Genomic DNA, 13864 nt, shown 5'->3' on the forward strand with positions numbered 1-13864 from the left:
TGGTGATTCCGCGGAAGACCGCGCGGGACCGGATGGCCGCGCGGTCGCCCGGATCAGTTCGCGACGGCGGCGCGAACCTTGTCGACGATGCCCGGCGTCAGGCCCGGCACCGCGTCGAACGCGTTCTTGGCAGCGTCCTGGAAGGCGGCGACATCGACGTCACCGACGATCTCGACGCCCTGCGCCTGCAGGTCCTTGGCATAGCGTTCATCGGTTTCCAGCGTCATCGCGGTCAGTTCCTTGGCGATGGTCTGTCCCTCTTCCAGCAGGGCCTGCTGGTCCGCGGGGTCAAGCCCGTCGAAGAAGGCCTTGTTGGTCACCCAGGCGGTGAACATCATCTGGTGCCCGGTCTTCGAGATCACCTTGCGGGTCTCCTGCAGCTTGGCCCCGGCGGCAGAACCGAAGGGCGCCTCGGCCGCATCGACGACGTTCGATTGCAGCGCGTTATAGACATCACCCCAAGGCAGTTCGGTCGGACGCGCGCCGAAGGCGGTGAAGGTTGCCACCATCACGGGCGAGCTGGGCACGCGGATCGTCACCCCGGCCATGTCCGCAGGTGTGCGATAGGCTTTCGGGCCGATGACATGACGCAGCCCGAACAGGCCCGAGGGCATCAGAACCTTGAAGCCCTTGGCCTCAAGCTCTGCCTCCATGTCCTTGAACACCGGCGCGGCGAAAAGCTTGTCGGCCGCGGCAACGTCCTTGAAGACATAGGGGCCGGCAATCACACCCACATCGGGGACAAAGGTCGACAGCTGGCCATAGTCGGTCGCGCTGACCAAAGTGGCGCCGCTGGCGATCATCTCATTGACCTTCTTCTGCGGGCCAAGCTGGTCGCCGGTCAGGACTTCAAGCTCCAACCGACCTTCGGTGCGGGTGTTCACCCGCTCGGCAAAGGTCTTCATCGCGCGCACGATCGGCTCGTCGGGATTCACCTGCGAGGTGGTGAAGCGCAGCTTCTTGGTGTCTGCATGGCTGATGGCCGGCAGGGTCAACGCGATTGCCGCTGCCGTCGCAAGCATCTTGAACAGTCTCATGTGGGTTCTCCTCCCATGTCGTGGCGGCCTTTGCGGTCGGCCATGCGGGGTCGGTCGCGCGCATGCGCGCGACGTTCCACCGTCCCCGGCTCCGGTGCGGACGGGGCGGTTTCGTTCCTGATAGTCCCCGACCCCGGCAGAATGGCATTCGAATCTGCCGGGATCCTCTCGCCAAAATCCTTGTCGATTTCGCGCGATGCCTCAACACAATTTTTATTTGTGAGAGATTATTTCATATGCGAACTTCCCGAGCGGGCAGTCCGCCCCCTGCCCGTCAGCGAAAGCGCAGGTTGTCGCGGCCAAGGTCCGCGACGCTGCGCGCCCCCATCAGGCGCATGTCGCGCAGCAGTTCGGCCTTCATCTGCGTCAGCGCCCGCTCGACCCCGGCCTGCCCTGCCGCTGCAAGGGCATACAGGTAAAAGCGCCCCAGCCCGACCGCCTTGGCGCCCAGGCTCAGCGCCTTCAGCACATGGGTTCCGCGCTGGACGCCGCCATCCATCATCACGTCCAGCCGGTCGCCGACGGCCTGCACGATCTCGTCCAGTTGGTCAAAGCCGGTGCGAGAGCCGTCAAGCTGCCGCCCGCCATGGTTCGACAGGACAATGCCGGTGCAACCGATCTCGGCCGCGCGCCGGGCGTCTTCGGTGCTCATCACGCCCTTCAGGCAGAACTCTCCGCCCCAATCGCGCACCATCAGGGCAACGTCGTCCCAGGTCATCGAGGGGTCCAGCATCTCGGTGAAATAGCGGCCGATGGTCAGGCTGTCGCCCTGCATGTCGATATGCGCGTCCAGTTGCGGCAGGCTGAACTTCTCATGCGTGAGGTAGTTCAGGCCCCACATCGGCTTCATCGCGAATTGCGCCATACCCCCCAGCGTCAGCCGGAACGGGATCGAAAAGCCGGTCCGCAAGTCACGCTCGCGGTTCCCGCCAGTGATGCTGTCCACGGTCAGCATCATCACCTTGATCCCGGATTCCTTGGCCTTCTGCATCATCGCCCGGTTCAGTCCGCGATCCTTGTGGAAGTAGAACTGATAGCATTGCGGAGTACGATGCTTGCGGGCCAATTCCTCCATCGACACGGTTCCAAGCGAGGACACGCCAAACATCGTCCCGAATTTTTCGGCCGCGGCGGCTGTCGCGCGCTCGCCCTGATGGTGGAACAGGCGCTGCAATGCCGTCGGCGACAGATAGACCGGCAGGTCCAGCTTCTGCCCCATCGTCGTTACTGAAAGGTCGACATCCGTGACCCCGCGCAGGATGCCCGGCACCAGATCCACGTCCCCGAAGGCGGCCGAGTTTCGGCGCAGCGTCTGCTCGTCATCGGCCCCGCCATCGATATAGTTGAAGATCGGTCCGGGCAGGCGGCGTTGGGCAAGGCGGCGGAAGTCGTGGAAATTGTGACAATCGGTCAGTCGCATGGATTTTCCAGTAATCAGACGGTGGTTCGGAAATGGCGTTCACGCCCGTAAAGCGACACGAGCAGCAGGATGATCGCCCCGAACGCAGCCTGGACCGAGGCCGGCTGGAAGCCCAGTCCGATCAGCAGGGTATTGATTTCGGTCAGAACCAGAACCCCCGCCAGCGTGCCGACGAAGTTGCCACGCCCCCCGACCAGCGCCGCCCCGCCGACGACGACCGCGGCAATGGTCTGGAACAGGTAGGGCTGGCCCACATCGCCATAGGCCGAGCCAGTGAAGCCCAGAAGCAGCACCCCCGCCAGCGCAGCAAAAACTGCCGAAGCGGCAAAGGTCACGGTCCAGATGCGCAGCGGCCGGATCAGCGCATAGGGCGCCGCACCGGGATTCGAGCCCAACGCATAAAGCTGGCGGCCATAGGGGGTCCGTTCCAGGACCAGCACGATCAGCACCGTCAGGACCAGCAGCGCCGGGATCAGCGCGGGCACCGGCAGTGGGCCGAACGAACCGCCGATCGACACAAAGGCCGAAACCGCCTTGGGCGCGGAACCAGAGGGAAAACCCTTGGTCCAGATCAGGACCAGCCCCTGCACGATCATTCCCAGCCCAAGGGTGACGATCAGCGGGTGGATGTTCAGCCCGCGCGACAACGCCCCGTTCGCGGCCCCGATCAGCGCGGCAAGGCCAAGGACGACCAGACAGACCAGCACAAAGGGCCAGCCCTGCCCGTAAAGCTGCGCCGCGACGACATTGGCAAAGCCGATGACGAAGGGAATCGACAGGTCGATCCCGCCCAGGATCACCACCAGCGTCTGCCCGACCGAGGCCACAGCCAGCAGCGCCGCGATGACCAGCATCGCCCGGATCGCGAAGGGCGCGGAATAGCCGGGGATCAGCGCGGTTCCGATCGCGTGCAGCACCAGCGCCACGGCAAAGGCGCCAAGAACGCGGCCCCGCATTCCGTCAAGCCGCAGGGACAGGGGACGGTTCATGCGTGGCTCCTTTTCGCGCTGCGGTCCTGCAAGGCGATCAGAACAACGGCGGAAACAAGGATCGCGCCGTAAGCGACCTGCAGGACATAGGTCGAGACGTTGAAGGCGGTCAGCAGGCTTTGCAGCAGGAAGATATCGACCGCGCCAATGGCGGCACCCAGAAGCCCGCCCTTGCCGCCGGCAAGGCTGACGCCGCCAAGCGCGACCGCCGCAATGGCGATCAGCGTGTAGTTCGCGCCGACCTTGGGATCGGCAGAACCGATCAGCGCCGTCAGCATCATCCCCGCCGCGCCAGCCAGCAACCCGGTCAGCACATAGGCCAGAAACCGGACAAGACTGACCGGCACCCCCGCCGTATAGGCGGCGCGATCGTCGCTGCCCGTCGCCATCAGCTGGTCGTGGAATGGCGTCCGCGTCAGACCCCACCAAAGCAGAGCGATGATGCCCAGCGGCAGAAAGCTCCACGCCCCCGACATCGCCTTCAGCCACTCGGGCGCGGGACCGACAGGCGCGGGCAGGATGGTCAGGGTCATCCCGCCCAGGATCAGATAGGTGCCAAGCGTCGCGACGATGGGCTGGACGCGCACCACCGTTGCCATGAACCCATTGAACGCCCCGATCGCGGCACCGATCAGCAGGGCGGCTGGCCAAAGCACGAAGGGCGACGAGATACCCGCCCCAAGGAACAGCAGCTTGATGACGACCGCACTGACCAGCCCCATCACCGGCCCGACCGAGATGTCGATGCCACCCCGCCCCGCAAGGATGACGGGCGTCGATGCCAGCGCCGCCCCGATCAGCGGCGCGGCCATGCCCAGAAGCGTGCCCCAGGCGGATGGCGCGAAGCGTGCGGGGTTCATCGCCAGGTTCGCCGCCAACAGGACGACAAGAATACCCAGGGCAAAGCCCTGGCGACCAAGCAAGCGGGTCATGCCGCCCTCCCGAACATGGCGGCGATGACGCTTTCCGTCCGCATCGCTTCTCCCTTCATTTCGGCGGCAAGGGCGTGTTCGCGGAAGACCAGAACACGGTGACAGAGCACAAGGATTTCCTCGATCTCGGATGACAGGATGACCAGCGCCATCCCCCCGGCCGCAAGCTCGGCGAAAAGATCGTAAAGGACATGCCGCGTCGCCACGTCGACCCCGCGCGTGGGGTCGTTCAGCAAAAGCACCCTTGGGTCGCGGGCCAGTGCGCGGGCCAGCAGCACCTTTTGCTGGTTGCCGCCGGACAGGGCGGTGATCGGCGCCTCCGGGCTGGGGGCGACGATCTTCAGCCGCTCCTTCCAGCCCTCATAGCGGGCGCGACGCGCGCGGGCGCTGATCAGCGGGCCCCGCCGGTCGCGGCCGGGGGTCGCAATGGCGAAATTGTCGAGGATCGACAGCCCCGGAAAGATCCCGGTCGAGCGCCGGTCGCGCGGCACATAGACGACAGCGTTGCGTTCGGCGTCCCGGAACGAGGCGATGGCATTTCCGCCAAGCTCAACGGTTCCCCCCGTGCGCTCCAGCCCGGCAAGTCGGCGCAGGAACATGTCCTGCCCGTGGCCGTCCAGCCCGGCAAGGCCCAGGATCTCTCCGGGTCGCAGGGTCGTGGACAGGGGCACTGCCCCCGGACGCAGGGACATGTCGCTGACGGTCAGCACAGGATCAGCCATGATGCCTCTCAAGTTCCGTGGCGGTCTGCGGCGCCATCAGGCGCAGCAATTCGGCCGGGGTCGAGCCGTCGCGGGGCTGGGTCGTGACGACGCGCCCCGACCGCAGGATCGAGATATCGTCGGACAGGGCCATCACCTCGTCCATGCGGTGGGTAATCAGCAGGATCAGACAGCCCGCTGCGGCCTGTTCGCGCAGCAGAGAAAAGACCGATTCCCGGTCCGCGAAATCCAGCGCGGCGGTGATCTCGTCCAGGATCAGGACACGCGGATCCCGTGCAAGGGTGCGCGCCAGCACCACCAGCTGCTGCGCGGCCAGCGCCAGCGACCCGGCGGGTGCGTCAAGGTCGATCGCCGTCCGGGCGAAGCGCGCCAGCACTGCCGCTGCACGGTCGCGCCGCTCATGCCGGGGGACGCGACGGATGAACAGCCCGTCCAAGCCCAGCAGAATGTTGTCGGTCACACTGCGGTCGGGCGCGATCAGCACTTCCTGAAAGGCGGTTGCGAAGCCCGCGGCTTGAAAGGCGGCCGGGCTGCGCGCCGTCACCGGGCGGCCATCAAGCGCGATCTCGCCGGCATCGGGCAGGACGATGCCGGACAGAAGCTTGACCAGTGTGCTCTTGCCCGAGCCGTTCTCGCCCAGGATGGTGTGGACGGTGCCCGCCCGGAATGGAATGGTCGCCCGCTCCAACGCGACGGTTTCCCCGTAGCGCTTGGACAGGCCGGTGATCGTGAGCATCGCGCCCTCCCGCAGGGTGGCGCCGCCCCCAAAAGGGGCGGCGGGATCGCTTATCGGGCGCAGGCGCCGGGCACCGCCGCGTAATCCCAGCCCGGAGTCGGCGCGGGATTCGCGAAATAGGCATCCATCGCTTCCTCGGTGACCGGGTCGGTCGGCGGCACCGGGAAGACCGAAACCGCATCCGGCGACATGCAGTCCTGGTACCAGTTGCCCAGATCGGCTTCGTGAACCGGCGGCAGCGGGATCATCAGCGTGTTCAGGACAGGCTTCTGCCCCTCCATGATGCGGGCGCCGACGCGGAACAGGGTCTGCGCGGTCCAGCCGGGCAGCACGGCATGCCCCTCGAAGCGATAGCCCTGCGGATTGGCTTTCCAATAGCCAAGCGCGTCACCGGTGATCGAGCCGGTGATCAGCGGAACCGGGCGGCCGGCTTCGGTAAACGCCTCGGCGATCACGCGGGATTCCGATCCGGCGGTCCAGACCGCATCGATGGGCGCGGGATTGGTCGCAAGCGTCTGCAGGACCACGGTCTTGGTGACATTGGCCGTCCAGTCGCCATTCACGACGCGCGAGATTTTCAGGTTCGGATAGTTCGCCATGGCAGCATCCCCGCCCGCGCGCTCCTGCGCGACGATGGGATGGCCCGCGATACCCTCGACGATCAGCACATTACCGCCCTGGGGCAGCGCCTTGCCGATGGCGTCCATCATCTCATAACCCCAGCGGGAATAATTGCTGTCGACATTGACCGCACTGGGCGCCGTGACCGATCCCGCGGCAGTGACGAAGGGAATTCCCGCGGCCGAGGCCGCGGCGATCGCATCGTCCAGGCCCGTGGCCGAGCCGGGGATCGAGGTGATGATGCCGCAGTCCTTGTCGATGAAGGCGCGGATCTGGTTGATCTGCTGGCCGACATCGCCATTGGAATCCGAGACTTCGAAGCTCGACACCACGCCTTGCGCAATCAGCCCGTCGACCAGCCGCTTCAGTTCGGCGGTGACGGAAACCCGCCAGGGATTGCCCTGATAGCTTTCCGAGTGGCACCATTTATAGGGCTTCGCCTTGGGGGTGAGTTCGCCCAAGGGGCCGGCAGCGACCGCCTGGGGCGCGCCTTCATATTGCGATTTCAGGGCGTCCGGCAGGCCGGCGATCACCTCTTGCACGGATTGCGCCGACGCCGGCACGGCCGCCGTCAGCGCGGTTGCAGCCAGAAGGCCGCAGATCATCTTCTTCATCGGGTTCCTCCTCCCATATGTCCCGGTGCGCCCGGGATCGTTCGCGTCGTCAGAAACTCTCGCGGAACAGGCGGTTCACGTCGGCGATCACCGGTCCCGCAGCCTCGCGCGCGGCAAGACCCGTGGTGATCCGCTGGGCCGCCGCCTCCTGGAATTCCATGTAGCCATTGTGGCGCGGACGCACCCAGGCCCCCTCCAGCGTGTCGCGAGTGTCGCGATAGAACCCGCTGGTCGCGGCATTGACCCCGGCATCTTCCCACGCCACGGCATGGCCCGCCTGACCGCCCGCCGCGGCAAAGGGGCCTCGCTGAACATCGCCGCTGGCGACCCAATAGGCGAAGTCGATGGCGGCGTCCCGTTCCGCCGAAAATGCCGAAACCGCGATCCCCGTGCCACCAAGGGCAGAACCGATCGGCCCCGCCCCACCCGCGACTGGAATATCGGCGAAGCGGATCAGGTTCGGGCGGAATCCGGGAATGGCATAATTGACATAGCCATAGATCAGCGGCGCGCAGGCGATCTGCGATCCGGGCTTTGCCATTTCCTCGAACACCGCGATGGGATCGAAACCGGCGCAGGCCGGATCGACAAGGTCGGCCAGCTCGCGCAGCATCTCCCATACCTGTGCGCCGATCTCTCCGTCGATCATCCGGTCGCCCTCGACCATGCAGGGCGCGCCCAGGTTGCCCGCCAGCGTGAACAGGCACATCAACGAATGCGGCGCACGCAGCGGCAGCAGGACACGACCTTCACGCGCCAGCGCCACGACCTCGTCCCAGGTCGCGGGCGGGGCCGCAATCAGGTCAGGGCGCCAGGCCAGCACCTGCGTCGCGGCATCGATGGGAAAGCCCCATTGATGTCCGCGCCAGGCATAGCTGGGATAGCTTTCCCCCACCGACCCGGAGGCAAGCGCGGCACGTTCCTGTTCGCGGCCGGGCACATCCAGGGGAACAAGGCAGCCCTCGTCGGTGATCTGACCGACATGGGGATGGTCGATGACGATCAGGTCATAGGCGCGGGCCAGTTCCTCGACCGGGAAGCTTTCGAAATCCTGCAGAGACCGCTTCTCCCAGTCGATCACCACGCCGGTCCGTTCGGCCCAGATCTTCGAACAGGCGACCATCGGATCATAGCCGCGCGGGTGGTTCCAGGTCATGCCCTTCAGGCGGATCATAGGTCGAACTCCTTGCGGATGGCGTCGGAATGGGCACCGACAAGAGGGGCGGCTTCGGGGCGGCCGGGGCGATGACCGTTCAGACGCAAAGGCAGGCGCGTCGTCTCGATCGAAACGCCGTCGTCACGCGTCACGGTCTGCAACATGTCCAGAACGCGGAACCCTTCCGAGGACAGAAGCTGCGGCCAGTCCATCACCCGCGCGCACCAGATGTCCGCCTGTTCCAGCACCGCCAGCCATTCGTCGACGGTCTTTGTCGCGACCTTTTCGGCAATCAGGCGCTTGATCGTGTCGCGCTGGGTAAAGGCCAGCTTCGCATCATCGCGATACGCGGCAAGGGTTTCGATCTCCATGAGGTCCGCCAGCCTCGGGATCGGCGTCATCGCGATGGCAAGCCAGCCATCCTTGGCCTCGTAGACACCATAGGGCGCCGACAGATAGGCATGGGCGCTGCGGAAGTCCGAGCGTTTCGGCGTGCGCCGACCGTCATTCAGGTGGGTGGTCAGGACTTCGAACTGGAAATCGACCAGCGCCTCCATCAGGCTGGTCTGGACATGCATCCCCTGCCCCGAGATGCCGCGCCGCACCAGCCCGGCAAGGATGCCCTGACAGCAGGCCGCCCCGGCCAGCATATCCGCAATGGCAAGTCCGAAGGGGACCGGCCCCTGCCCTTCGTCCCCGTTCAGCCACATCACGCCCGACCGCGCCTGCGCCAACAGGTCCTGACCGGGACGCGCGACCCATGGGCCTTCGTCGCCATAGCCCGAGATCGAGGCATAGACGATGCGCGGATTGATCGCCCGCACCGCGTCGTAGTCCAGTCCAAGACGCTCGATCACACCGGGACGGAAGTTCTGGATCACCACATCGGCGCTGCCGATCAGCTTTTTCAGCGCGGCAAGATCGGACGGGTTCTTCATGTCGATGGCAAGGCTTTCCTTGCCGCGGTTGATCGCGTGAAAGATCGTCGAGTCGCCGCCAATCTCGGTGTCCGACAGGTAAAGCCGACGCGACAGATCGCCGCCATCGGGACGCTCGATCTTGATGACCCGCGCGCCAAGATCGGCAAGCCGAAGCGAGCAATAGGGGCCCGAAAGAAACTGGCTCATGTCCAGCACGATCAGGCCGTCAAGCGGCAGGGTAGCAGTCTCGGTCAAGTCAGTTTCTCCCCGGCGGTGCCGCGCGCCACCCTCCACTTGCGGCGACATGGCACGATCTTTCGTTGATGAATGACATTTTCATTTATGGAAGCCGCCCGCAAGATGGAATCCTCGCGCCGCTCATGAAAACGCCCCGGAGGAACCGGGGCGAACAGGCCGTCGACGGGGTTGGGAAGAGTCAGGCGCCCGCAGGAATGCCCGAAAGCTCTCGTCCCGCATCCAGCAGCAGCGCCAGAACGCTGTCCAGATCGGGGGCGTCGGGGTTTTCCAACCGCCGCACGAAGGGGCAGGTCAGCGCAGCCAGAACGGTGCCGTTTCCGCCAAGAATAGGCACCGACAGGTTGTAGACTCCGGCTGTCTGCTGGCTTTCCATGGATTCATAACCGCTGGCGCGGACCTGCGCCAAGCGCGCCTCCAGGTCCTTCGGGGCGCGGGGTTCATAGGGCATCCATTCATGCTCCTCGAACATCAGCCGCCGCTCCTCATCCGAGGCTTGGGCCAGCAGCACATGACCGGACCCAGTGCCGACCATCCCGACCCGCGCGCCGACCCGAATGGTGACGCCCCAATATCCGGGCGCCTCGACCTGGGCGATCACAACCAGATTGCCGCGATCATACTTGACCAGATGACAGGCCTGCTCGGCGGCACCGGTAAAGCGGCGCATGATCGGCATCGCCTGCCCCACCAGCCGCCGGATCGGCGGGCGCAGATGCGCCAGCAGGAACAGCTTCATCGTCAGCTCATAGGTATCGCCCCGCCGCGCCACATAGCCGCGCCGCGCGAGACGGTCGAGCATCCGGTAAAGCTCGGTCGGAGAACGGCCAAGCGCCAGAGAGATATCCTTGAGCGTCATCCCCTCTTCCTGCGCGGCCAGCAGCTCGATCATATCAAGCCCCTTGTCCAGCGCGGGTGCGCGATAGCGGCCTTCGCCCTCGGCTTCGTTCTCGACCATGATTTTACCTGTGAAAAGCGAACCCATGCTACGCAAGGATGGGGCGCGGTCAATATAATTTACCAGTGGTATGGTATTTCAAATATAGAATATGGTTGCTCAAGGCAAGACCACGGGGGGATTCATGACGGGTGATTTGCTGTTGTTCATTGGCACGCTCAATCGCGAGGCGCCGTATTTCCAGGGTGCGCGTGGCGAAGGGCTGTGCGTCTTTCGCTTTGACGAGGCAATGCTCGGCTTCGAGCGCCTCGCCAGCTATCCCCAGGTCGAGAATCCGACCTATCTGTCGGTGACACCGGATGGCCGCCATGTCTATGCCAATTCCGAGCTCGCGGATTGGCGAGAGGGGCTGGTGACCGCCTTTGCCTTCGACCCACAGGCCCGGCGGCTGACCTATCTGAACACCCAACCAGCCTTGGGCAGCATTACGGCCCATAACGCGATCTCGGCTGACGGGCGGCACCTGTTCGTCGCCAATTACTCGGTCGGCGAAGGCGGGCCGGACAAGGCGCTTGCGGTCCTTCCCCTTCGGACGGACGGGACACTCGCCCCCGCCATCGCGGGGATTGCCCGCCAAGGCACCGGCCCGGTCCAGGACCGGCAGGAACGGTCCCATGCCCATAGCGTGACCGAAACCCGGCAGGGCGGCATGGTCATCCTGGCGGATCTGGGAACCGATGAACTGGCGACCTATCGAATCGGCGCCGATGGCATGCCTGTCCTGATCGCGACCTCTCGCACAGCCGCCGGCGCGGGTCCGCGTCATCTGGCCCTGCACCCGGACGGTCGCTTCCTTTTCGCGATCAACGAACTTGATTCCACTGTCACCGCACATGATCTGGACCCGGCCAGCGGCCAGATCCATGCCATAGACAGCCAGTCCACCGTTCCGGCCGAGGCGCGGGACCACAACCATTGCTCGGACATTCAGATCTCGCCCGACGGCCGTTTCATTTATGCGGGCAACCGCGGGCATGACAGCATCGCCATTTTCGAAATTGACCAGAATTCGGGTCGCCTTTCGCCGCGCGGCCACGTTCCTTGCGGCGGCAGCACGCCGCGCAACCTGGCGTTGACGCCCTCGGGCGGTCATCTGCTGGTCGCGAACCAGAATTCCGACAGGGTCAGCGTACTGGCCCGCGACGTAGCAAGCGGGGCGCTGACCGATACCGGCGTGGCCCTGAACATCGGCACGCCCATGTGCCTGAAATTTGCAAAGGTTTGAAAGATGGCTGAAATCGGCGTTCACGCAAGAGGGCTGCCCGGTCTGCCCGAAGATCATGCCAAGATACCGGTCTGGAATTCCGAAGACTGGTATTATGAAGATTTCGAGATCGGGGACCGCATCCGTTCAATCCGCAGGACCATCGCCGAAGGCGAGTCGATGCAGTTCAACAGCCTTGTCATGGACCATCACCCCTATGTCAGCGATGAACGCTTCGCGGTCGAGGAAGGCGCCTTCGGCCGCCGCCTTGTTGCCGGGGCCTTCGTCTTTTCGCTGGGTCTGGGTCTGGCGGCGACGAACTGCCTGAACTCGTTCAGCTACGGCTATGACCGCCTGCGCTTCATCAAGCCGGTCTTCATCGGGGACACCATCTACACGATCCGCGAAAACCTGTCGAAGGTCGTCCATAACGAGACGATGGGAAAGCTGCGGGTCAGCTATTCCGTCTACAAGGGCGATGGCGAACTGGTGCTTTATGCCGAGCATCTCCTGACCGCGCTCTATCGCCAGCCGCAGGATTTCACCGAAGCCGTCGCCGCGAAACGCGCGGAAAAAGCCGCGCAGGCGTGACGCGAGGGGGGGGCAGACCGCCCCCCGCTTACCGCAATCACGTTTCACTGTTTTTCAAATACCCTCAGGGGGTGAAATGGCCTTGGCCATGAGGGGGCGCGAGCGCCCCCTTTCTGGTTCAGGCGTCGTTCACGCAGGTCTGGCGCTGCTCGCCCAGGCCCTCGATCCCCAGCGTGACCACGTCGCCCGCCTTCAGGTATTGCGGCGGCTTCATCCCCAGTCCGACGCCGGGCGGCGTCCCGGTCGAGATGACGTCCCCCGGATGCAGCGTGAAGAATTGCGACAGGTACGAGATCAGGAACGGCACGCGATAGACCATCGTATTGGTCGATCCGTCCTGCATGGTCTTGCCGTTGACCTTCAGCCACATGTGCAGTTCGTTCGGGTCGGCGACCTCGTCGCGCGTCACCAACCACGGGCCGATGGGACCGAAATTGTCCGAGGACTTGCCCTTGGACCATTGCCCGGAGCGCTCGGTCTGGAAGGCGCGCTCGCTGACATCGTTGCAGACGCAGAAGCCCGCGACATGGTCCATCGCATCGGCTTCGGCGATGTATTTGCCGGGTTTGCCGATGACGAAGGCCAGCTCCACCTCCCAGTCGGTCTTTTCCGAGCCGCGCGGGATGATGATGTCATCATTCGGGCCACAGATCGCGCTGGTATACTTGGCGAAGATCACCGGTTCGGGCGGAACGGCCATGCCGCTTTCGGCGGCGTGGTCGGAATAGTTCAGCCCGATGCAGATGAACTTTCCAACGCCGCCCACACAGGCACCAAACCGCGGATTACCCTCGACCAGCGGCAGCGAGGCCGGGTCGATCCGCTTAAGCGCGTCAAGGTTCACCAGCACCTCGCCCGCGATGTCCTGCACATGGGCGGACAGATCGCGGATGCGGCCTTCAGCGTCGATCAGGCCGGGCTTTTCCGCCCCGCGTTCGCCATATCGCACAAGTTTCATGGTCTTTCCCTCCTCAGATGGTCCAGCCGCCGTCCAGCGCGAGAAGCTGGCCGGTGGTATAGGCGGATTCGTCGGCAGCAAGATAGGCGACCATGGCCGCGATCTCTTCCGGCTTGCCGATCCGACCCATCGGCTGGCGCGCGATGAACGCCTCGAGTGCGGCCTCGTAATTGCCGGTATCGCGCAGGCGCTGGTGCAGCGAGGGGCTGTCCACCGTGCCGGGGCAGACCGCGTTGCAGCGGATGCCCTGCTTGACGTAATCCTGCGCGACCGATTTGGTCAGCCCGCCTACCGCCGCCTTCGACGCGGAATAGATGAAGCGGTTCGGCGGCGCCGTCAGCGGACCGGCGACCGAGGCCATGTTGATGATCGAACCGCCGCCCTGCGCCACCATTCCCGGCAGCACGGCGCGGATCATGCGATACATCGCCTTGGCGTTCAGGTTGAAGGCGAAGTCCCAATCATCCTCGGTCGAGGTCAGGATGTCACCCGCATGGACCACGCCTGCGCAGTTGAACAGGATGTCGATCCGGCCCGCCGCCGCAATCGCTTCCTTGACCGCTTCGGGATCAAGGACGTTCAGCACCTTCGTGGTGATGCCCGGAGTTCCGGCGATCTCGGCCAGCGCGGCCTCGTTGATGTCGGTCGCCAGAACCTCGGCCCCTTCTTCGGCCAGCCGCAGGGCGGTGGCCCGGCCAATCCCTTGTCCGGCGGCGGTGATCAGGGCGCGCTTGCCCGCAAGTCTTTGCAT

Annotated in this window: 14 protein-coding genes; 2 read left to right on the forward strand and 12 right to left on the reverse strand. The window is 64.9% G+C overall.

Annotated elements, in window-relative coordinates; all coding sequences use genetic code 11:
• Window positions 1–53 precede the first annotated feature (53 nt).
• The 10 genes from RM190_RS03855 to RM190_RS03900 all read right to left on the reverse strand — a co-directional run bounded on the left by RM190_RS03855 (window position 54) and on the right by RM190_RS03900 (window position 10360).
• Window positions 54–1037, reverse strand: a complete 984-nt coding sequence (locus RM190_RS03855) for a C4-dicarboxylate TRAP transporter substrate-binding protein (protein WP_311758085.1) — start codon at window positions 1035–1037, stop codon at window positions 54–56.
• Window positions 1038–1311: 274 nt separating this feature from the next.
• On the reverse strand, window positions 1312–2457 hold the full coding sequence (locus tag RM190_RS03860; protein ID WP_311758086.1) for an alpha-hydroxy acid oxidase: 1146 nt from the start codon (window positions 2455–2457) through the stop codon (window positions 1312–1314).
• Window positions 2458–2471: 14 nt separating this feature from the next.
• Window positions 2472–3446, reverse strand: a complete 975-nt coding sequence (locus RM190_RS03865) for an ABC transporter permease (RefSeq protein WP_311758087.1) — start codon at window positions 3444–3446, stop codon at window positions 2472–2474.
• Window positions 3443–4378 carry an ABC transporter permease gene (locus RM190_RS03870; RefSeq protein ID WP_311758088.1) on the reverse strand — a complete coding sequence of 312 codons (936 nt, stop codon included), beginning with the start codon at window positions 4376–4378 and terminating at the stop codon, window positions 3443–3445. Before RM190_RS03870 ends, RM190_RS03865 begins: the two co-directional genes overlap by 4 nt.
• The gene (locus RM190_RS03875) at window positions 4375–5100 is read right to left on the reverse strand and encodes an ATP-binding cassette domain-containing protein (RefSeq protein WP_311758089.1); all 726 of its coding nucleotides are present in this window, start codon (window positions 5098–5100) and stop codon (window positions 4375–4377) included. Before RM190_RS03875 ends, RM190_RS03870 begins: the two co-directional genes overlap by 4 nt.
• Window positions 5093–5836, reverse strand: coding sequence for an ATP-binding cassette domain-containing protein (locus tag RM190_RS03880; protein ID WP_311758090.1), 744 nt, complete (start codon window positions 5834–5836; stop codon window positions 5093–5095). The genes RM190_RS03875 and RM190_RS03880 overlap by 8 nt, the downstream gene beginning before the upstream one ends.
• A gap of 50 nt (window positions 5837–5886) precedes the next feature.
• Window positions 5887–7071: a substrate-binding domain-containing protein gene (locus RM190_RS03885; protein ID WP_311758091.1), complete on the reverse strand. Its 1185-nt coding sequence runs from the start codon at window positions 7069–7071 to the stop codon at window positions 5887–5889.
• A gap of 49 nt (window positions 7072–7120) precedes the next feature.
• Complete coding sequence (locus tag RM190_RS03890) at window positions 7121–8245, reverse strand: ABC transporter substrate-binding protein (protein WP_311758092.1); 1125 nt, start codon at window positions 8243–8245, stop codon at window positions 7121–7123.
• Window positions 8242–9402 (reverse strand): CaiB/BaiF CoA transferase family protein, encoded by a 1161-nt coding sequence (locus RM190_RS03895; RefSeq protein WP_311758093.1) that lies wholly within the window; start codon window positions 9400–9402, stop codon window positions 8242–8244. The genes RM190_RS03890 and RM190_RS03895 overlap by 4 nt, the downstream gene beginning before the upstream one ends.
• 181 nt (window positions 9403–9583) lie before the next feature.
• Entirely contained in the window at window positions 9584–10360 is a 777-nt protein-coding gene (locus tag RM190_RS03900; protein WP_311758094.1) for an IclR family transcriptional regulator, read from the reverse strand.
• Window positions 10361–10484: 124 nt separating this feature from the next.
• Here RM190_RS03900 and RM190_RS03905 point away from each other — a divergent pair, with 124 nt between their 5' ends.
• On the forward strand, window positions 10485–11585 hold the full coding sequence (locus RM190_RS03905) for a lactonase family protein (protein WP_311758095.1): 1101 nt from the start codon (window positions 10485–10487) through the stop codon (window positions 11583–11585).
• 3 nt (window positions 11586–11588) lie between these two features.
• Complete coding sequence (locus RM190_RS03910; protein ID WP_311758096.1) at window positions 11589–12155, forward strand: MaoC family dehydratase; 567 nt, start codon at window positions 11589–11591, stop codon at window positions 12153–12155.
• Between the two features lie 118 nt (window positions 12156–12273).
• On the opposite strand, the gene RM190_RS03915 is transcribed toward RM190_RS03910, so the two are convergent.
• The gene (locus RM190_RS03915; RefSeq protein ID WP_311758097.1) at window positions 12274–13113 is read right to left on the reverse strand and encodes a fumarylacetoacetate hydrolase family protein; all 840 of its coding nucleotides are present in this window, start codon (window positions 13111–13113) and stop codon (window positions 12274–12276) included.
• A gap of 13 nt (window positions 13114–13126) precedes the next feature.
• Window positions 13127–13864, reverse strand: a complete 738-nt coding sequence (locus RM190_RS03920) for an SDR family oxidoreductase (RefSeq protein WP_311758098.1) — start codon at window positions 13862–13864, stop codon at window positions 13127–13129.

It is taken from the genome of Paracoccus broussonetiae, from assembly GCF_031854425.1.
Lineage (GTDB): Bacteria > Pseudomonadota > Alphaproteobacteria > Rhodobacterales > Rhodobacteraceae > Paracoccus > Paracoccus broussonetiae.